The following is a 19,160-nucleotide window of genomic DNA, read 5'->3' as shown; positions in this document are numbered from 1 at the left end:
ATGTGTAAAAAAATAATTTCATTTTTTTGTTTATTTATTTCAACAATATTATTCTCTCAAGAAAATCAAACAGGAGAAACTTCTAAAAGGGACTATGGGAAAGTATTTGGTTTTTTTGAATCAAATGGACAATGGTATCTCAATGATAAAGAATTAAAAGTTGATCAACCAGATGATCCCATACGTTCAAATAATTATTTAGGACTTAATTATAATTATAAACGTTTTACAATGGGTGTTCAAACAGAATCCTATGTAGATAAGGCTTTATTGAATTTTAATCCTGAATATAAAAAAACAAATATAGGAACGTATTATTTAAATTATAAATCGAACAAACTTGACATAACCGCAGGTTATTTTTATCAGCAGTTTGGTAGTGGTTTAATCTTACGAGCTTGGGAAGATAGAGCATTAGGTATTAATAATGCTTTAAGAGGAGGGAGAGTAACGTATAAACCATTTGGTTTTATTTCCTTAACTGCATTGTATGGTAAGCAGCGTACAGGTTTTGAAGTAGCAAACTCTGATATTTATGGTTTTAATACAGATATTGATATTACTAATTTATTAAAAAAAGACGCTTTTACTCTTGAAATAGGTTTTAGTTATGTAGGTAGAAATGAGTTGACGGATGTTTTACGTCCTAATTTTTTAAGTCTAACAAATACTTATTCAGGAAGATTAAATTTTTCAAAAGAATCATTTTATATTTCCACAGAATATGATTATAAATCACCTGATGCAGTAGTAGAATTTGATCAAATTGAAAATAATTTTATAAAATCAGGTTCTGCACTTTTAATAAATACAGGATTTTCAAAAAAAGGATTTGGTATTGATGCAACTTTTAGAAGATTAGAAAATATGAGCTTCTTTTCAGAAAGAAAAGCTAAAGGGAATTTTTATAATGACAAAATAGTAAATTTTGTTCCAAGTTTAACAAAACAGCATCATAATAGTTTGTCCAATATTTATGTTTATCAAGCACAACCTAATGTTTCAATGCCTGATGAAACTATCTTAAAAGCAGGAGAAATAGGAGGACAGATAGATATTTTTTATAACGTTAAAAAAGGAACTATGTTAGGAGGAAAATATGGTGCCAAAATAGCATTTAATACCTCAAATTGGTTTGGATTAGGAGGGAAATTTTCATTTGATTCACCAAGAGATTATCAAACGGATTTTTTAAGTTTTGGTCAAAAATATTTTTCAGATTATAATATTGAAATTGATAAAAAAATAAACGAAAACTTTTTTATGAATTTAATATATGTTAATCAGTATTACAATAAAAAGCAAGTTGAGGAAACCTATGGACTGGTTAAAACAAATTGTATTGGATTAGAAGGAACATACAAGTTTAAAAATACAAATCGTTCATTAAGAGCTTTAGGAGAACATCTTTGGGCAGACTCTGATAAGAAGAATTGGTATGGAGGAACTCTTGAGTTTAATTTTAATCAAAAAATTTCTCTTTATGTTGCGGATCTTTATAATTATGGCAATGAAGAAGCGGAAAAACGTCAACATTATTACAATTTTGGGGGTGTCTTCAGAAAAAAATCAACCCGTATACAATTAGCCTATGGTAGACAAAGAGGCGGTTTAATGTGTGTAGGAGGAGTGTGTAGAATAGTTCCTGAAAGTAGTGGACTATCACTAAATATAAATACTGCTTTTTAAAAAAATAAGTATAAGAGACTGTCCAAAAAAATCGCAATCTTGTCATTTCAATCAAAGGGAGAAATCGCATAGCGTTGATTACGAGACTCCTCCTTACGTAGGAGAGACAAACTGCATGTTGATTTTTTACTTTTTGGACAGCCTCTTTCTTGTTCTCTTCTAAAGGAAACAAATCCCATTGCTGGGAGTAATAACTCAAAATATTCTAAAGAGGCTTTTTTAGAATGGTTACCTTTGAAGTAAATTAAGTTTATTGTTTCAATATTATTGCAATTGATTTTTTGCAATTCTGTGAAAGGTATTGGTCATACACGTATGATAAAATGCTCTTTTTGTTGCTCTCTTCTAAAAAAAACAAATCCCCATTGAAAAGTGTCTATGGTTACTGTTACTTTAGGATGGTTTTTTATTTCTGCCCAAGCTTCTTCCATGTCTTTCGACCAATGAATATCATCAAAAATCCAAACTGATTCGTTTGTTATGGTAGGAAGTAATAACTCGAAATAGTCAAGTGTGGCTTTTTTGGAATGATTGCCGTCGAAGTAAACGAATTCAAGCCCCCTAGCCCCCAAAGGGGGAATTTGTTTTAGGAAAGTTGAAAATTCTGAGTTTATTGATTCGACAGTATTGATATTGAATTTTTGTAATTGATTTTTTGCTATTGTAATTGTATTCGAGCATCCTTCTAAAGAAGTAATCTTAGCTTTTGGGTTGCCCAATGCTAATGCAGAAGTTGCTAATCCTAAGGAAGTACCAATTTCTAAAATCGAATCTGGTTGAAAGTAGCGAACAATTCTGAATAATAATTCGGCTCTTTTTTTAGAAATACCCGCGTTTTTAGCAATAGCAGATATTTTTCGTGTATTCGATTTAAATACACGCGAACCCGCACCAAAATCAGTTACTTGGATAGTTTCGTGGTTTTGTAAAAGTGTGTTACGGTATTCGTTTAAAATTTTGTATTCAGGATAGCTGGTTTTATCGTAAAAACATTTGGTGACTAAATTAAACACAAAAGGGGAGTGAACTCCGTGTTGGTTAGTGGAGTTTTTTAAAAAGGTAAAGTATGATTTTATGAGTTGTAGCACAGCGTTTCTCAAAGTTTAGCACAAAGAAACACAAAGTAAATATAAAATAAAAACTTTGTGAGACTTTGTGAATACTTCGTGTTACTTTGTGAAACTTTTATTCCATTTTAGCGCTCAATTCAAACCAACGCTCTTCGTTTGCTTCTAATTTCTGAATTACTTTTTGTAATTCATTTGCCTTGGTTTCAATTTCATTATCAGCCACATTTCCGTTTGAAAATAAATCTTCAATTTCTTTTTTCTTAGCTTCTAAATCTTTGATTTCACGCTCAATTTTTTGGAATTCTTTTTGTTCTTGAAAACTTAATCCATTAGTTGCTTTTTGGTTTTGTTTCCAATTTGACTTCGCAGTTTGCGTTTCGTCAGCTCCCCCTTTGGAGGCTGGGGGGCTTGAATCTTCGTAGGCTCTAAAATCAGAATAGTTGCCAGGAAAGTCTTCAATTTCGCCTTGTCCTCTAAACACAAAAAGGTGGTCCACAATTTTATCCATAAAGTAGCGGTCGTGACTTACTACGAGCAAACATCCAGGATAATCTAATAGGAAATTTTCTAATACGTTTAGGGTAACAATATCCAAATCGTTTGTAGGTTCGTCGAGGATTAAGAAATTCGGATTTTGAATGAGCACTGTGCATAAATACAAACGTTTCAACTCACCTCCACTTAGTTTTTCAACATAATCATGTTGCTTTTTGCGGTCAAACAAAAAACGTTCTAATAAACCACCCGCTGAAATGGTTCGACCTTTACTTAACGGAATGTATTCTCCGTATTCTTTGATGATGTCAATTACTTTTTGTTCAGGTTTTGGGTTGATACCCGCCTGAGTGTAATAGCCCACTTTTATAGTATCGCCTATGACTACTTTACCGTTATCAGGCTGAATAGTTTGGGTTAAAATATTTAAGAAAGTCGATTTTCCAGTTCCATTTTTACCAATGATTCCAATGCGTTCGCCTTTGTTAAATGTATAGTCAAATCCGTTTAAAATGACTCTATCATTGAATTTTTTATAAACTTTGTGAAGCTCGATAATCTTACTTCCCATGCGTTCCATATTGATTTCTAATTCCACCGTATTCTCTTTACGACGACTCATGGCTTTTTCTTTTATTACATAAAAGTCATCCTGACGCGATTTCGATTTGGTAGTACGTGCTTTAGGTTGGCGACGCATCCATTCTAATTCTTTTACAAAAACGTTTTTAGCTTTGTCAATACTCGCATTTTCAGAAGCAATGCGTTCTTCTTTCTTTTGTAAATAATAGGAATAATTCCCTTTGTACTGGTAGATTTTTCCGTTTTCTAATTCAATAATTTCGTTACACACACGCTCTAGGAAAAAGCGGTCGTGTGTAACCATAAACAAAGTGATATTTTCTTTGGCAAAATAATTTTCTAGCCATTCAATCATTTCTAAATCCAAGTGGTTGGTAGGCTCATCAAGGATTAATAAATCGGGTTTGTTAATCAAAATGAGAGCCAGTGCTAGACGTTTTTTTTGTCCACCTGATAAGTTTTTAACTTTCAGTTTTAAATCCTCTAATTTTAATTTGAAGAGAATTTGTTTGTATTGCGTTTCAAAATCCCATGCGTTGTGGCGGTCCATGTTGTCAAAAGCCTTTTGGTAAGCTTCTTCGTCTTCTGGATTTTGAATGGCTTTTTCATATTGCTCAATGACTTTCAGAATTTCGTTATCGCTGGCAAAAATACTTTCCTCGATGGTCAATTCACTTTGCAAGTTGGGTTCTTGTGATAAAAATGCCATGCGAATGTCCTTGCGCATAACAATTTGACCACTATCAGGAGTGTCTTCGCCTGTAATAATTTTTAGAATTGAGGTTTTTCCCGTTCCGTTTTTGGCTACAAAGGCAATTTTTTGGTCTTTATTGATTCCAAAAGATAAGTCTTCAAACAAAACGCGTTCGCCATACGATTTGGCTATATTTTCAACTGAAAGGTAATTCATTGTTAAATGATAAGTTATGAATTAAGAGTTGCAAAAGTAGGGTTTTGTGGGCAAACAATGTTATTTTTTTATAACTTTGAAAAAAATGATGCCATGGACGATAAAAAGAAAAATAAGCAGGAAGAGCCTGCTGAGGTTTATAATACTGCATCAAGAATTCACGAGGAATCTGCGGAAGTGAATGAATTTCTTTTGCAAATGCTTGAAGAAGCTAAGCAAGATATTGTCAATGGTAAAGGAATAACTCATAATGAAGTTCAAGAGAGAATGAAAACTAAATTTTCATTTTTGAAATGACTTTTGAAATAATTTGGCATCCTAAGGCAGAAATTACTTTACAGGATGAAATGAATTTTATTTTAGCCAAATGGAATCAGCAGGAAGTTTTAAAATTTTATATGCTTGTTCTGGAAAATTTAGACAGACTCGCAATTAATCCACGTTTAGGGAAGTTTGAAAACAAATTGAAGGTTTTTTGTATGCCAATTTCAAAACAAACCACGCTTTATTATGATTTTGATACTTCAACGCAAACACTTCAAATATTGTTGTTTTGGAACAATCAGAGAAAGCCTAAAGAACTTATGAAGATTTTAGAGCGCTAATTAAGCGCTCTTTTCATTTTAGAAATAAAATCCCAAACCTGTAGTTAGGTAATTGTATGAAGGAGATGCAATTTGTAGATGTTCATATCCTAATGCAAAAAACATGTTTTTTAAGTGATATTTTCCTTTGATATCAAATGTGCGTACGGTTTGGTTGTTGATGTTGCTCCAGTGAATAGAGGTGTCAAGACTATAATTTTTAACTATAAAAGCATCAGCATGTAGTCCAAAATTCACTCCTGTTTTATTTACGGTACTACCTACATGAGTTGCGCCAATCAAAAATCCAAAGTTAAAATGTTTAAAACGCAAACGGTCGTATCCAAGATTGAATTGATAAATGGGTAAAGAAGCTGTTTTGCCTTGATAATTTTCAAAAAGACTAATTTGGTCAAATTGTCCGTAGATGTACTGTTTTACTCTGCCTTTTATTTTAAAATGATTTCCATACGAACTGTAATTTGAACCTAATTTTTCGGTTAAAAAACTGTTTTCTACATCCAGTCGGAAAGTTGTTTTTTGAGATTCACCACCATAATTTCCAGTACGCTTATCAGCATACGGATAAGTTGTAAGCTCGTTGTCTAGATGATTTTCCAATTCATAATTTCCAACAATGGCGTAGTAGGAAAGGTAAAGGAATAAATCAACAAATAAGTTATCGCTTGAATTATGATTAGAACGATTTGTTTGATGTGTACTTGTATGGGAAGAATTCTGTGTGTTGGTTTCTTTGGCGTTTAATTCTTTTTTAGACTGGTCAATTTTTTGACAAAAGCCGTTCAAGTACAGTAATAAAGTTAAAAAATATAGAGGTTTTGTATTCATAATTTTAGTAGTGTTCAAATTTTATGGCGAAGATATGTTTTTTAAGTTTCAACTTGATTCTAAAGCCGTGTTAGTTTTGAAATAAGTTATAGATAAGTACTTTTAATAATTTTACTTCTGAAATAAGCTTTTTGTTTTACCAAATAAAAATCGCAATTTTGATTTTGCTAAGAACTATTTGAAAATTGATAGTTACACATTGTATAAACGATGAGTTATATTCAGGAAATAAAGCAAATTCTATCGCAAGCGCGACAAAAAACCTATCAGGCAATAAATACTGCAATGGTAGAGGCATATTGGAATATAGGTAGGAAAATTGTTGAAGAAGAACAAAACGGGAAGGAACGTGCTCAATACGGTAAAGAAATAATTAAAACAATATCTATTGAACTCACTCGTGAATTTGGAAAAGGTTTTTCAGAACGAAATATTAGAAAATATAGACAATTTTATCAAACTTTTCCTGAAATTGAAATTTGGCCGACACTGTCGGCCAAATTGAATTGGTCTCATTTTGAATTGATTATGAGGGTGCAGGATGAAAAGGCTAGAATGTATTATCTAAAAGAAGCTTCTGAAAACACTTGGTCAGTGAGAACATTAGACCGAAATATTTCAACCTTATATTATTATCGATTATTGTCCTCAAACGATAAAGAAACAATAAAAGGTAAGAGTATATCGGAGAAAAATAATATTCACGACTTTATAAAAAATCCATCCGTTTTAGAATTCTTGAATTTGTCAACATCGTTAAGTTATACTGAACTTGAATTAGAAAAAGCTTTAATTGATAATTTGCAAAAATTCATTTTAGAATTAGGAAAAGGTTTTGCTTTTGTGGAAAGACAACAGCATATAAAAACCGAAACCGCTGATTTTTATATCGATTTGGTGTTTTATAATTACATTTTAAAATGTTTTGTAATTATAGAATTAAAAACGCATACCATTACGCATCAAGACATAGGGCAATTGGATATGTATGTTAGAATGTATGATGATTTAAAAAAACCTAAGGAAGATAATCCTACTATAGGAATTTTGCTTTGTACCGAAACCGACAAAACAATTGCAAAATATTCTATTTTGAATCAGAATAATCAGCTGTTCGCTTCAAAATATTTACCCTTTTTACCAACAGAAGAACAATTGCAAGATGAAATTGAACGTCAGAAGTTGATATTTAAAAGCCAACATAATTTAGAAATTTAATTCATTTTCATACAGTGCAACTCTCCGTAATCATTCTTAATTATAACGTACGACATTTTTTAGAACTATGTGTTTTAAGCGTGCAACAAGCCCTTAAAAATATTGATGGGGAAATCATCGTAGTAGATAATGCTTCGCAAGATGATAGCTGTGCGATGATGCAACAACGTTTTTCTGAAATAAAACTTATTCAAAACACTGAAAACGCTGGTTTTCCAAAGGGGAATAATATAGGTGTCGCAGCAGCCCGTGGTGAATACATTTGTATACTAAACCCCGATACTGTAGTAGCCGAAGATACCTTTCTGAAAATTTTAGGCAAAGTTGCTCAAACTCCCCCTTTGGGGGCTGGGGGGCTGGGAATAATAGGTTGCAAACTCATTGACGGAACAGGAAATTTTCTTCCTGAGTGTAAACGTGGGGTGCCAACGCCTTGGGTGGCTTTTACCAAAATTTTTGGGTTGTATAAATTTTTTCCAAAAACAAAATGTTTCAATCAATATTATGCACAGCATCTCTCAGAAAATGCCTCTGGGGAAGTCGCTATATTAGTGGGGGCTTTTATGGTAATGAAGCGGGAAGTATATCTGAAAGTGGGCGGTTTTGATGAAAAATGCTTTATGTATTCGGACGATATTGATTTGAGTTATATGGTGACCAAAGAAGGTTTGCAAAACTACTATTGCCATGAAACTACCGTTATACATTATAAAGGAGAAAGTACTGTTCGTGACGAACTCTATGTAAAACGTTTTAGCGACGCCATGCAATTTTTTTACAACAAACATTTTGGAGGTTCGCTAGTCTTCAAGTGGATGATGAAATTGGGGGCAATAGCTTTTGCTTTTTTTAAAAGGAGTCAGCAAAAACAGCTGGTATATGAAGTCGATGGCTATTTAGTGTATACAAAAGAAGATGCTACAATGTTGAAAATTGAGCAACAACTCAAAAAAAAAGCTACTCAGCTGATTGATATTAATCAAAATCCGTTATTTTCGCATAGTTATCCTACAAATTTTAAACTAGAAATTGTATTGGATAACAATAGTTTTTCTTTTAAAGAAATCATCGCTTTTTTAGAAAAATATAAGAATTATGGTTTTACTTTTAAGATTCTTCCAAAAAATTCCGATTTTATCCTTGGAAGTAATAGTAGTAACGACAAAGGGCAAGTAATACGATGGAAGTAAAAATTATATTTAATGAAATTATTAATCAAAATAATTATTAATTTTGTAATCTAAATAAGAAAACACAACTTTAGTTTAAGAATATGGCAAGGTTTGAATTGAAATTACCTAAGATGGGTGAAAGTGTTGCTGAGGCAACGGTAACCAACTGGTTAAAAAATGTGGGCGACCGCATTGAAATGGACGAAGCAGTGCTTGAAATTGCTACTGATAAAGTGGATAGCGAAGTGCCAAGTGAAGTAGCGGGTACTTTGGTTGAAATTTTATTCCAAAAAGATGATGTTGTTCAAGTAGGACAAACCATTGCTATTATTGAAATCGAAGGTGGTGCAGTGGTAGCTGAAACTCCAAAAGTAGAGGAAGTTTCAACTCCAGTAGCTGAAATAATAAAAACCGTTGAAGTAGCGAAAGAAGCTGTAGCTCCAGCTGATTTTTCTGCATCAGATAAATTTTTCTCACCATTAGTAAAAAACATTGCAAAAGAAGAAGGTATCTCTTTAGCAGAGTTAGAGTCAATCCAAGGAACTGGCAAAGACGGTCGTGTAAATAAAGAAGATATTTTAAATTATATTAAAAATAGAGGGAATCAGGCTAGTGCTCAGGCATCAGCGGTAACAACTTCTGCTCCAAAAGCTACGTCTGTTGCTACAGCTCCTGCTACACAAGCAGTTCCGGTATCGGTTAATGGTGCGGATGAAATTGTGGAAATGGACAGAATGCGTAAGCTTATCTCGAAATACATGGTGGAGTCAGTGCAAACTTCAGCTCACGTACAATCATTCATTGAGGTAGATGTGACCAACATTGTGAAATGGAGAGATAAAAATAAAAATGCTTTCGAAAAACGTGAGGGTGAAAAACTAACATTTACTCCTATTTTTATGGAAGCGGTAGCAAAAGCTTTACGTGATTACCCAGGAATGAATGTTTCTGTAGATGGTGATTTTATCATCAAAAAGAAAAATATTAACTTAGGTATGGCTACAGCTTTACCAAATGGAAACTTAATTGTTCCTGTAATTAAAAATGCAGACCAGTTGAATTTAGTGGGTATGGCTAAAGCGGTTAATGATTTAGGAAACCGTGCAAAAGCTGGTAAGTTAAAACCAGATGATACCACGGGAGGTACTTATACCGTAACGAACGTAGGTTCTTTCGGTTCGGTATTTGGTACGCCTATCATCAACCAGCCACAAGTAGGTATCTTAGCGTTAGGGGCTATCCGTAAAGTACCAGCAGTAATTGAAACTCCAGAAGGTGATTTTATTGGTATCCGTCAAAAAATGTTCTTGTCGCATTCATACGACCACAGAGTGGTAGATGGTGCTTTAGGAGGAATGTTTGTAAAACGTGTGGCTGATATTTTAGAAGCTTGGGATATTAATAGAGAGGTGTAATATTTCTAATAGAATAATTAAAAATCCAAATAAGGAAACTTATTTGGATTTTTTGTTTTGTAGATTTATATATTTGTAGTGCTAACCGAATAATAAATTAATGGAGTTAAAATTAAATCGCCCGATTTGTTTTTTTGACTTAGAAACTACAGGGACAGATATTTCAAAAGATCGAATTGTTGAAATTTCAATAATAAAAATTTTTCCAAACGGAAATAAAGAAAGCAAGACGTGGTTGGTAAATCCTACCATTCCTATTCCTGAACAAGCAGCAGCCATTCATGGTATATCAGATCTGAAAGTAGCTAATGAACCTACTTTTGCAGAATTAGCTAATCAAGTACATAACATGATTAAAGATTCTGATTTAGCGGGATTTAATTCAGATCGCTTTGATATTCCTTTACTAGCTGAAGAGTTATTACGTGCAGGAGTTGATTTTGATATGAAAAACAGAGTGTCTGTAGATGTTCAGACTATTTTTCATAAGAAAGAAGAACGAACGTTGGGAGCAGCCTATAGATTTTACTGCAATCAAACGTTGGACAATGCACATAGTGCCGAAGCAGATACAAGTGCAACGTATGAAATATTAAAGGCTCAATTAGATCGTTATCCTGATTTAGAAAATGATATGAAAATATTGTCAGAGTATACCACTCGTAAAAAATCAGTTGATTTTGCTGGATTTATAACTTTAAATGATAAAGGACAAGAGATTTTTGCTTTTGGTAAACATAAAGGAGCTTTAGTAGAGGAGGTTTTTGATAAAGAACCTGGCTATTTTGGTTGGATTCAAAATGCGGATTTTCCTTTGTACACTAAAAAGGTATTAACAGGAATCAAATTAAGAAAGTTAAATACAAAAAAGTAAATAGTGAAGAGTAATTAGCTAAAAAAATAAGCTAATTCTAGTCACGTATCACTAATTATTAGAGAAATGAAAATAATCTGTATAGGTCGTAATTATACGGACCATATTAATGAGTTGAATAATGAACGACCATCTGAGCCGGTGATTTTTATGAAACCGGATACAGCCATTTTGCCTAAACAATTTCCTTTTGTTTTGCCCGAGTTTAGTAATGATGTACATCACGAAATAGAAGTTTTAGTAAAAATTAATAAAGTTGGGAAATATATTGACTCTAAATTTGCTCATAAATATTATGATGAAATAAGTGTAGGGATTGATTTTACGGCTCGTGATTTGCAATCAAAATTAAAAGAAAGAGGTTTACCATGGGAAATAGCAAAGGCATTTGACGGTTCAGCGGTAATAGGTGACTTTTTATCGAAAAAAAATTTCAGTTCGTTAGAAAATCTTAATTTTGAATTAAGAAATAACTCACAAGTCGTTCAGAAAGGTAATACCAGTCAAATGTTGTGGAAAATAGATGAAATGATTGCTTATATTTCGCAATATTTTACTTTAAAGACAGGAGATGTTATTTTTACAGGAACTCCAGCAGGGGTAGCAAAAGTAAATCCAAATGATATTTTGGAAGGATATTTAGAAGATAAACAACTATTTAAGATTCAGGTTAAGTAATGGCGATTCACTATAATTTAGCAAAAGTATATGCGATCTCAGATGATGATGATGATTTTGTGCGTCAAATAATAACACTTTTTGTAGAAGAAGTTCCTAGAGATCTCAAGCAAATAAAAGAAGGAATTGAAGATAAAGATTATGCCAAAGCGTATGGTTTTGCTCATAAAACCAAACCAACTTTAGATTTGCTAGGTATGGATGCTGCCAAAGAAGAAATATTATTAGTAGAACAATGGACAAAAGACCAAGGAAAAAAAAGGGAAATAAAAGAAGTATATAAAAGCTTAAAGGCGAGGATAAATGCTGCTTTAGATGAAGTAAAAAAAGATTTTAATTTATAGTGTAATACTAAAATATACAAGATTAGAGTAAGGATTAGAAGGAGATGGTATTTTAGACTCTTTTTGATCCTTATTTTTTGTTGAGAAATATAAAAAAAGACCAAGATGAAAGCAGCCGTTGTAACCATAGGAGATGAAATATTGATAGGGCAAATTACAGATACAAATTCTGGATATATAGCAAAATCTTTAGATAAAATAGGTGTTCAAACAATAGAAATGCTTTCTATTTCTGATGATAAACGACACATTTTAAAAACACTTTCTTATTTACAAGATCAAGTAGAAATTGTAATTATAACAGGAGGGTTAGGGCCTACCAAAGATGATATTACAAAAAAAACCTTATGTGAGTATTTAGGCGATGTTTTAATCTATGATGAAGGAGTTTTGGAGCATGTAACTAAAATGATTGAAAATTATTTTAAAAGACCGATAAGTCAGATGAATAAAGAACAGGCATTAGTTCCTTCAAAATGCAAAGTCTTATTTAATCAAGTAGGTACAGCACCAGGAATGTGGTTGGAAAAAGGAAAGACCGTTTTTGTTTCTCTTCCAGGAGTTCCTTACGAAATGAAATATTTAATAGATCATGAAGTAGTACCTCATTTGGTAGAAAAATTTGACAGACCTTATATATATCATCAAACATTAATGACTTACGGTGTAGGAGAAAGTATGTTAGCTGAACGAATTGAAGAATGGGAAAATAAATTACCTGATTTTATTAAGTTAGCCTATTTGCCAAGTCCTTTTCAAGTAAAGCTTAGATTGACAGCTAGAGGTGCAAATGAGCAACTTTTGAAAGAACAGGTAGCTTTAGAAGTAGAAAAAATAAAACCTCTTATAAAAGATTGTTTAGTAGGGTTAGATGAAGGAGAAACAATTGAGGTTATGTTAGGAAGAATGTTAACTCAAAAAAAAATGACACTTTCCGTTGCAGAAAGTTGTACAGGAGGAAAAATGGCTTCTTTGTTAACCGCAACTTCAGGAGCTTCAGCTTATTTTAAAGGAGGGATTGTAAGCTATGCTACAGAGGTAAAAGAAGAGTTGTTAAAAGTAGATAAACAAATAATTAATGATTACTCCGTTGTAAGCAAACAAGTAGCAGAAATGATGGTTAGAAATGTAAAAGAATTGTTGAAAACTGATTTTGCAATTGCTACAACTGGAAATGCAGGCCCTTCAAAAGGAGAGTCAGATGCTGATGTAGGAACTGTATATTTGGCAATAGCAACACCTAAAGAGATTATAGTTGAAAAATGTGAGTTAGGTCAGCCAAGAGAAAAGGTTATAGAAAGAGCTGTTAATAAGGCGTTTGAAATGTTGTATAAAGAAATTTTAAAAAATTACTAAAATAGTTTGTGTAATCGTTTTATTTTTTGTTACTTTGCACCCTGATTTTGAATAACGATAAAACATAAGTATAATGTCAAGAGTTTGTGACCTTACAGGAAAAAGAGCGATGGTAGGAAACAACGTTTCTCACGCTATGAACAAGACAAAGAGAAAATTCTCTGTAAACTTGATTAAAAAACGTTTTTACCTTCCTGAAGAAGATAGATGGATTACTTTAAGAGTAGCTGCTTCTACAATTAAAACGATTAATAAAAACGGAATTTCAGCTGTGCTAAAACAAGCCCAAGCTAATGGATTAATCAAATAATCTATTCCTAAATTAAATATATTTTAAGATGGCAAAGAAAGGTAATAGAATTCAGGTAATTTTAGAATGTACTGAGCATAAGACTTCTGGTGTACCAGGGACTTCTCGTTACATCACTACTAAGAATAAAAAGAACACTCCAGATAGATTAGAAATTAAAAAATTTAATCCTATCTTAAAAAGAGTGACTGTTCATAAAGAGATTAAATAATTTAGAAATTTTTATTAATAAAAATTTCAGCTAAAAAATGTAAGTCATGGCAAAGAAAACCGTTGCAACCCTACAGACAGCATCTAAGAGATTATCAAAAGCTATTAAAATGGTAAAATCTCCTAAAACTGGTGCTTATACTTTTGTTGAGGCTATCATGTCTCCTGAAGAAGTTGATGAATTTCTTAAAAAGAAATAATTTTATCTATTCAATATAACAAAGCTGCTTCTTTCTTGAAGTGGCTTTTTTGTTTTATATTTGCTAAAAAAATATCAAATACTTACTTGTAAAATTAGTATAGTTAGTATTTTTGAATATTCAAATGATAAAACATTGTTGTAAATTGTAAATCATATATAATAAATGAATTTCTTTAAAAAAATTTTTTCTTCAGAAAAAAAAGAAACACTTGATAAAGGGTTAGAAAAATCAAGTGCTTCTTTCTTGTCTAAATTAACTAAAGCAGTTGCTGGTAAGTCAAAAGTAGATGATGATGTATTAGATAACTTAGAAGAAGTGCTTGTTACTTCAGATGTTGGTGTAAATACAACTTTAAAAATTATTGAACGTATTGAATCACGCGTAGCGCGTGATAAGTACCTAGGTACTGATGAACTTAATAAAATATTAAGAGAAGAAATAGCCTCTCTTTTATCAGAAACTAATTCGGGAGAAGATACAGATTTTGCGATTCCAGCTAATAAAAAACCGTATGTAATTATGGTGGTAGGCGTAAATGGAGTTGGTAAAACAACTACTATTGGAAAATTAGCTAATCAATTTAAAAATGCAGGTTATAAAGTAGTATTAGGTGCCGCGGATACATTTCGTGCCGCAGCAATTGATCAGTTACAGATTTGGGCAGATAGAGTGGGAGTACCTATTGTAAAACAGCAAATGGGTAGTGATCCAGCCTCAGTAGCATTCGATACTTTACAAAGTGCTGTTGCACAAGACGCTGATGTGGTCATTATTGATACGGCTGGACGTTTACACAACAAAGTAGGTTTGATGAATGAGCTTTCAAAAGTAAAACGCGTAATGCAAAAAGTAGTAGAAGATGCGCCTCATGATGTATTATTAGTATTAGATGGGTCTACTGGACAAAATGCGTTTGAACAAGCAAAAGAATTTACTACAGCAACAGAGGTGAGTTGTTTAGCTGTAACAAAATTAGATGGAACGGCTAAAGGAGGAGTTGTAATTGGAATTTCTGATCAATTTCAAATTCCTGTTAAATATATAGGGGTAGGAGAAGGGATTAATGATCTTCAGGTGTTTAATAAATATGAGTTTGTAGACTCTTTCTTTAAGTAATATGCAAAATTTTAAAGCCTTTCATTTTTTCCTTTTTGGAACATCTGCTCTTTTAGTGGCTCAGTATACTAAAAATTTAAAAATTTCTTTATTATTTTATACAATAGCTTTAATATTATATATTTCAGCCTTAGTGAAGTTTTATAAAGAAAAAAAGTAATAAAAAGAAGGTGTTCTAAAGTTAAACTCACTTTCTGAGAATCAGATATACGAAAATCATCTCCGATGGGTTTCGAATATTTTAGCAATGAAAAGGCTGTCCTAAAATTTTTTTTGGACAGCCTCTTTTTATGGAAAAGTTTGAATGTGAGTATTTTTCTTTTTCTTGTGAAAGATAAAGGCACATTCATAATTACCCAAACACTTGCATATCAACAAAATAAGTGTTATTTTAGAAGAAACAAACCCCGAAATTGCTCAAAAAGAGTCAAAAACGGGGTTTTTCTTTAAATGCTATGCCAAAAATAATACGTTTAAGCGAATTTCAATACCAAATTCCATTTTTTACTATCAATAAAGATTTTGATGGTTTTTACGCCCAATTTTTAAAAACAGATTTGGGTAAAATTTATCTTTCGATGCCTTTTTCAGAGCTTGCTCAAGCCTTCAAACTGAAAGATTCTCAAAAAGGGACTCATTGTTATTTTAGTCCTAAAGGCAAAATTGCTCTGATGATGCTTAAAAACTACTACGGTTGTTCGGATAAAAAGTTGATTGAACTTCTCAATGGAAATATCTTTATGCAATTTTTTTGTGATATTCTGATTCCGATTGATAAACCTTTGAAAAACTTTAAAATCGTGAGTCAAATCAGAATGGAGCTATCCAAGACTTTAACCATTGGCAAAGCTCAAGAAGTACTAGCTAAGAACTGGATTCCTTATATGGGAGATTTAGATAAAATGCTTACGGATGCTACTTGTTACGAGAGTGAAGTGCGCTTTCCTACGAACCAGAAATTGCTTTGGGAGTGTGTACAGTGGAATTATAAGCAAATGGAAGCTTTGTGTCATTTGTTTAAAATAAAACTACCAAGAACTAAATATTTAGATTGGTGTAAGCGATACAATCAATATTCAAAAAAGAGAAAAAAACAATCAAAACATCGCACAAAAGTTACCCGAGGTTTACTTAAATTATTATACAAACTCAATGGCGAACTTAGCCGTATTGAAGCACAAAATCCGTTTGAAGCCACTACAAAATATAGCAAACAGCGCCTGATTATCAAACAAGTATACAAACAACAAATTCAGATATTTAAAACTGGTAAAAGTGTTCCAGACAGGATTGTAAGTATTAGCAAAAGTTATATCCGCCCAATTGTTCGCGGGAAAGAAGTAAAGCAAGTTGAATTTGGAGCCAAAGTAAACAAAATTCAAATCGATGGCATTAACTTCATCGAACACATTCAATATCGAGCTTTCAACGAAGGAACTCGTCTGCAAAGCAGTGTTTTTTGCGCTCAGAATTTAACTAAAACAAAAGTAAAAATACTTGGAGCCGATGCCATTTATGCTACCAATAAAAATCGAACCTTCACGTCTACCAATACTATCCAAACCGATTTTGTACGTAAAGGAAAAGCTGGAAAAAATGAAGAACAACGCAAAATTTTAGCGCAACACATCAAGAAAGAACGAGCTACTCGACTAGAAGGAAGTTTTGGCAAGGAGAAGGAACATTACCATCTCAAGAAAATCAAAGCCAAAACCCAAAAAAGTGAGATCCTTTGGATTTTCTTTGGCATTCACACAGCCAATGCATTAGAAATAGGGAGACGGATTTATCTACAACAGCAAACTTTAGTAGCATAAAAAAAATGTAAGACCAGCATCATAGGGGAACGTGCGTCGTGTTGCGACCCAAAAACCTATTTTTAAACATTTGAATCCTTTAAAAAACAAAAATGACCCAAATTTGTAAATCAAAATGGGTCATTGTTTTATTTTTTTACAAAAGTAAGGTTACTTCTGAATGTGCCGATAAAACAACTAACGAAATCATTTATATTTATAGATAGATTGAAAAGTGTAATTTAGGTTACTTTTATTACGTTTTAAAATGATTATTTTTGATGTTTAAAAATTAATATTATGTCAGATACAATAGAAAGAATTAAATGTTTAATTATAGGTTCTGGTCCTGCAGGTTATACTGCTGCTGTTTACGCTGCTAGAGCTAATATGAATCCTGTTTTATATCAAGGAACTCAGCCAGGAGGTCAGTTAACAACAACTAATGAAGTAGAAAACTTTCCTGGTTATCCAGAAGGAGTTACAGGTCCAGAAATGATGGTGCAATTAGAAACACAAGCTAAGCGTTTTGGAACTGATATACGTAATGGTTGGGTTACTAAAGTAGATTTTTCTGGTGATTTGCATAAAGTATGGATTCATGATGGAAAAGAACTTTTGTGTGATACGGTTATTATTTCAACAGGAGCATCTGCTAAATATTTAGGATTACCTTCTGAACAGCATTATTTAAATATTGGGGGAGGTGTTTCAGCTTGCGCAGTTTGTGATGGATTCTTTTACCGCAATCAAGAAGTAGTCATTGTAGGGGCTGGAGATAGTGCTTGTGAGGAAGCGCATTATTTATCTAAAATGTGTAAAAAAGTAACAATGCTTGTTCGTAGTGAACAGTTTAGGGCATCAAAAATTATGGAAGAACGTGTGCGTAAAACAGAAAATATACAAATTTTAATGCACACAGAAACAGAAGAAGTTCTAGGAGATGGACAAGTGGTAACAGCTGTAAAAGCAAAAAATAAATCAACAGGGGAAATTACGGAAATCCCTGCTACTGGTTTCTTTGTAGCAATAGGGCATAAACCTAATACGGATATATTTAAAGATTATATTACTTTAGATGAAACGGGTTATATATTAAATATTCCTGGAACTTCTAAAACGAATGTAGCGGGTGTTTTTGTGGCAGGTGATGCTGCAGATCATGTATATCGTCAAGCTATAACGGCAGCGGGTACAGGTTGTATGGCGGCTCTTGATGCAGAAAGATATCTGGCTGCAAAAGAATATTAAAGAGTATTCAGTATTATGTAGTTAAAAATACAATTTTTTTTAGAATAGAAAACCCCGAAATTAAGAAAAACTTAAAAACGGGGTTTTAAAAAGGATTTATTTACTAATGTATGGATCAATTATATTGCTTATTTCTTCTGGAGAAGATTCTGGTTTTAATTCGAATAATTTTGTAAATAAAGGTTGTTTTTCTTTTTTAAGTATTAAGTCTTTGTTTTGATTGAAAACAGTAGACCATTTATTTCTAACATTTTTCCAAATGATACGGTTCTTTTTCCAATAATTTTGAGCTAAAGTACATTTTGAATCATCTATTTTTTTGTATACATCATAGCCTTTTTCCTCAGCTAATACAATTTCTTCATTTTCGCGTATTATTTTTTTATTATCTTGATTATGAATCCATCCAAAATCTTTTATTTCATGGATGTTATTTCTTTTTAAAACATTATAATCGTTTCTTATAGTATGTTCCCTACGAGGTAAAGGTGCATCTGTTGTGTTCTCCCAAAAATGTCTTCCATCAACGTGTATCCAAGACGCTGTTCCTTCATAACGAGGACTATCATCAACTTGATATACTTTTTGAGTCCATTGGCCTGCTACTTGTTTTTTATTCAATTTGTTGTACTTCCAAGTTTGATCTTTATCAAATAGATATAAATCAGTATTTTCATATAGCCAATCTTGTCTCCAATGTTTTACTATTGATTCTTCTGTTGTTCCGGTAATAAGTAAGTGTTGTAAGGAAATTTTGTTTGATTCATCTTCAATGAGTTCTATCCATTCTATAGCTTTTTCATGTTTTGAAGGAGAAGGTTTATAGTCATTATTTTTTGAGTAGTTAAATGTTTCGGCAAAATTAAACTCAACTTCATAGCATCCGCACATAGATTTGATCGCTTTTCTATCTTCTTCTTTTTTGTTTTGTCCATAATTTGTTGAAAATAGACTTATTAAAATAAGTGTTAAAGTTGTTTTTTTCATGTAAAGAGTATTTTAAAAAATTTGTACAAATATATTAAATTTATTTAGAAT

20 protein-coding genes are annotated in these 19,160 nt (G+C 32.3%); 16 read left to right on the top strand and 4 right to left on the bottom strand.

The features are described 5' to 3' along the window. Entirely contained in the window at positions 1-1,689 is a 1,689-nt protein-coding gene (locus AWN65_RS08075; protein WP_060382695.1) for a DUF6029 family protein, read from the top strand. Positions 1,690-1,994: 305 nt separating this feature from the next. Here the strand turns inward: AWN65_RS08075 and AWN65_RS08070 are convergent, their stop codons facing one another. Both AWN65_RS08070 and AWN65_RS08065 read right to left on the bottom strand, forming a co-directional pair. Then, on the bottom strand, positions 1,995-2,777 hold the full coding sequence (locus AWN65_RS08070; RefSeq protein WP_060383862.1) for an O-methyltransferase: 783 nt from the start codon (positions 2,775-2,777) through the stop codon (positions 1,995-1,997). A 97-nt stretch (positions 2,778-2,874) separates the two neighbouring features. Beyond that, positions 2,875-4,746, bottom strand: a complete 1,872-nt coding sequence (locus AWN65_RS08065) for an ABC-F family ATP-binding cassette domain-containing protein (protein WP_060382694.1) — start codon at positions 4,744-4,746, stop codon at positions 2,875-2,877. Between the two features lie 6 nt (positions 4,747-4,752). On the opposite strand from AWN65_RS08065, the gene AWN65_RS08060 reads away from it, so the two are divergent. Further along, positions 4,753-5,043 carry a hypothetical protein gene (locus tag AWN65_RS08060; protein WP_060382693.1) on the top strand — a complete coding sequence of 97 codons (291 nt, stop codon included), beginning with the start codon at positions 4,753-4,755 and terminating at the stop codon, positions 5,041-5,043. Then, complete coding sequence (locus AWN65_RS08055) at positions 5,040-5,351, top strand: type II toxin-antitoxin system RelE/ParE family toxin (RefSeq protein ID WP_060382692.1); 312 nt, start codon at positions 5,040-5,042, stop codon at positions 5,349-5,351. Before AWN65_RS08060 ends, AWN65_RS08055 begins: the two co-directional genes overlap by 4 nt. 18 nt (positions 5,352-5,369) lie before the next feature. On the opposite strand, the gene AWN65_RS08050 is transcribed toward AWN65_RS08055, so the two are convergent. Continuing rightward, complete coding sequence (locus tag AWN65_RS08050) at positions 5,370-6,179, bottom strand: hypothetical protein (RefSeq protein WP_060382691.1); 810 nt, start codon at positions 6,177-6,179, stop codon at positions 5,370-5,372. Positions 6,180-6,389: 210 nt separating this feature from the next. Here AWN65_RS08050 and AWN65_RS08045 point away from each other — a divergent pair, with 210 nt between their 5' ends. From AWN65_RS08045 to trxB, 13 genes are all read left to right on the top strand, one after another. After that, the gene (locus AWN65_RS08045; protein WP_060382690.1) at positions 6,390-7,397 is read left to right on the top strand and encodes a PDDEXK nuclease domain-containing protein; all 1,008 of its coding nucleotides are present in this window, start codon (positions 6,390-6,392) and stop codon (positions 7,395-7,397) included. Positions 7,398-7,411: 14 nt separating this feature from the next. Further along, a complete protein-coding gene (locus tag AWN65_RS08040; protein ID WP_060382689.1) occupies positions 7,412-8,587 on the top strand; it encodes a glycosyltransferase family 2 protein in 1,176 nt (391 codons plus the stop codon). Between the two features lie 83 nt (positions 8,588-8,670). Beyond that, positions 8,671-9,984, top strand: a complete 1,314-nt coding sequence (locus tag AWN65_RS08035) for a dihydrolipoamide acetyltransferase family protein (protein ID WP_060382688.1) — start codon at positions 8,671-8,673, stop codon at positions 9,982-9,984. A gap of 100 nt (positions 9,985-10,084) precedes the next feature. Then, positions 10,085-10,858, top strand: coding sequence for a 3'-5' exonuclease (locus AWN65_RS08030; RefSeq protein WP_060382687.1), 774 nt, complete (start codon positions 10,085-10,087; stop codon positions 10,856-10,858). A gap of 66 nt (positions 10,859-10,924) precedes the next feature. Beyond that, positions 10,925-11,536: a fumarylacetoacetate hydrolase family protein gene (locus tag AWN65_RS08025; RefSeq protein WP_060382686.1), complete on the top strand. Its 612-nt coding sequence runs from the start codon at positions 10,925-10,927 to the stop codon at positions 11,534-11,536. Next, positions 11,536-11,880: an Hpt domain-containing protein gene (locus AWN65_RS08020; RefSeq protein ID WP_060382685.1), complete on the top strand. Its 345-nt coding sequence runs from the start codon at positions 11,536-11,538 to the stop codon at positions 11,878-11,880. The genes AWN65_RS08025 and AWN65_RS08020 overlap by 1 nt, the downstream gene beginning before the upstream one ends. A gap of 105 nt (positions 11,881-11,985) precedes the next feature. Then, complete coding sequence (locus tag AWN65_RS08015) at positions 11,986-13,236, top strand: CinA family nicotinamide mononucleotide deamidase-related protein (RefSeq protein WP_060382684.1); 1,251 nt, start codon at positions 11,986-11,988, stop codon at positions 13,234-13,236. Between the two features lie 73 nt (positions 13,237-13,309). Continuing rightward, positions 13,310-13,546, top strand: a complete 237-nt coding sequence (gene rpmB / locus AWN65_RS08010) for a 50S ribosomal protein L28 (RefSeq protein WP_014166479.1) — start codon at positions 13,310-13,312, stop codon at positions 13,544-13,546. 28 nt (positions 13,547-13,574) lie between these two features. Then, positions 13,575-13,757 carry a 50S ribosomal protein L33 gene (gene rpmG, locus AWN65_RS08005; protein ID WP_008253902.1) on the top strand — a complete coding sequence of 61 codons (183 nt, stop codon included), beginning with the start codon at positions 13,575-13,577 and terminating at the stop codon, positions 13,755-13,757. Between the two features lie 46 nt (positions 13,758-13,803). Next, positions 13,804-13,956 carry a DUF4295 domain-containing protein gene (locus AWN65_RS14565; RefSeq protein WP_014166478.1) on the top strand — a complete coding sequence of 51 codons (153 nt, stop codon included), beginning with the start codon at positions 13,804-13,806 and terminating at the stop codon, positions 13,954-13,956. 165 nt (positions 13,957-14,121) lie between these two features. Further along, positions 14,122-15,075 carry a signal recognition particle-docking protein FtsY gene (gene ftsY / locus AWN65_RS08000; protein WP_060382683.1) on the top strand — a complete coding sequence of 318 codons (954 nt, stop codon included), beginning with the start codon at positions 14,122-14,124 and terminating at the stop codon, positions 15,073-15,075. Positions 15,076-15,530: 455 nt separating this feature from the next. Next, on the top strand, positions 15,531-16,892 hold the full coding sequence (locus tag AWN65_RS15225) for a hypothetical protein (protein WP_063744209.1): 1,362 nt from the start codon (positions 15,531-15,533) through the stop codon (positions 16,890-16,892). Between the two features lie 279 nt (positions 16,893-17,171). Then, positions 17,172-18,122, top strand: coding sequence for a thioredoxin-disulfide reductase (trxB, locus tag AWN65_RS07990; RefSeq protein ID WP_060382682.1), 951 nt, complete (start codon positions 17,172-17,174; stop codon positions 18,120-18,122). Positions 18,123-18,218: 96 nt separating this feature from the next. Here trxB and AWN65_RS07985 read toward each other — a convergent pair whose 3' ends face one another. After that, positions 18,219-19,109: a DUF6607 family protein gene (locus tag AWN65_RS07985; RefSeq protein ID WP_060382681.1), complete on the bottom strand. Its 891-nt coding sequence runs from the start codon at positions 19,107-19,109 to the stop codon at positions 18,219-18,221. Between the last annotated feature and the right edge of the window lie 51 nt (positions 19,110-19,160).

The organism is Flavobacterium covae, from assembly GCF_001534645.1.
In the GTDB taxonomy this organism is placed as follows: Bacteria; Bacteroidota; Bacteroidia; order Flavobacteriales; family Flavobacteriaceae; genus Flavobacterium; species Flavobacterium covae.
Note: the sequence above shows the minus strand (reverse complement) of the source record. Positions and strands in the feature narration are given on the sequence as shown.

Bases quoted from the DNA above. Each gene is read 5' to 3' on its own strand.
- trxB (WP_060382682.1), top strand. From the start codon at position 17,172: ATGTCAGATACAATAGAAAGAATTAAATGTTTAATTATAGGTTCTGGT.
- AWN65_RS08050 (WP_060382691.1), bottom strand. From the start codon at position 6,179: ATGAATACAAAACCTCTATATTTTTTAACTTTATTACTGTACTTGAAC.
- ftsY (WP_060382683.1), top strand. From the start codon at position 14,122: ATGAATTTCTTTAAAAAAATTTTTTCTTCAGAAAAAAAAGAAACACTT.
- AWN65_RS15225 (WP_063744209.1), top strand. From the start codon at position 15,531: ATGCCAAAAATAATACGTTTAAGCGAATTTCAATACCAAATTCCATTT.
- AWN65_RS08075 (WP_060382695.1), top strand. From the start codon at position 1: ATGTGTAAAAAAATAATTTCATTTTTTTGTTTATTTATTTCAACAATA.
- rpmB (WP_014166479.1), top strand. From the start codon at position 13,310: ATGTCAAGAGTTTGTGACCTTACAGGAAAAAGAGCGATGGTAGGAAAC.
- AWN65_RS08020 (WP_060382685.1), top strand. From the start codon at position 11,536: ATGGCGATTCACTATAATTTAGCAAAAGTATATGCGATCTCAGATGAT.
- AWN65_RS08060 (WP_060382693.1), top strand. From the start codon at position 4,753: ATGATAAGTTATGAATTAAGAGTTGCAAAAGTAGGGTTTTGTGGGCAA.
- AWN65_RS14565 (WP_014166478.1), top strand. From the start codon at position 13,804: ATGGCAAAGAAAACCGTTGCAACCCTACAGACAGCATCTAAGAGATTA.
- AWN65_RS08030 (WP_060382687.1), top strand. From the start codon at position 10,085: ATGGAGTTAAAATTAAATCGCCCGATTTGTTTTTTTGACTTAGAAACT.
- AWN65_RS08035 (WP_060382688.1), top strand. From the start codon at position 8,671: ATGGCAAGGTTTGAATTGAAATTACCTAAGATGGGTGAAAGTGTTGCT.
- AWN65_RS08065 (WP_060382694.1), bottom strand. From the start codon at position 4,746: ATGAATTACCTTTCAGTTGAAAATATAGCCAAATCGTATGGCGAACGC.
- AWN65_RS08015 (WP_060382684.1), top strand. From the start codon at position 11,986: ATGAAAGCAGCCGTTGTAACCATAGGAGATGAAATATTGATAGGGCAA.
- AWN65_RS08045 (WP_060382690.1), top strand. From the start codon at position 6,390: ATGAGTTATATTCAGGAAATAAAGCAAATTCTATCGCAAGCGCGACAA.
- AWN65_RS08055 (WP_060382692.1), top strand. From the start codon at position 5,040: ATGACTTTTGAAATAATTTGGCATCCTAAGGCAGAAATTACTTTACAG.
- rpmG (WP_008253902.1), top strand. From the start codon at position 13,575: ATGGCAAAGAAAGGTAATAGAATTCAGGTAATTTTAGAATGTACTGAG.
- AWN65_RS07985 (WP_060382681.1), bottom strand. From the start codon at position 19,109: ATGAAAAAAACAACTTTAACACTTATTTTAATAAGTCTATTTTCAACA.
- AWN65_RS08025 (WP_060382686.1), top strand. From the start codon at position 10,925: ATGAAAATAATCTGTATAGGTCGTAATTATACGGACCATATTAATGAG.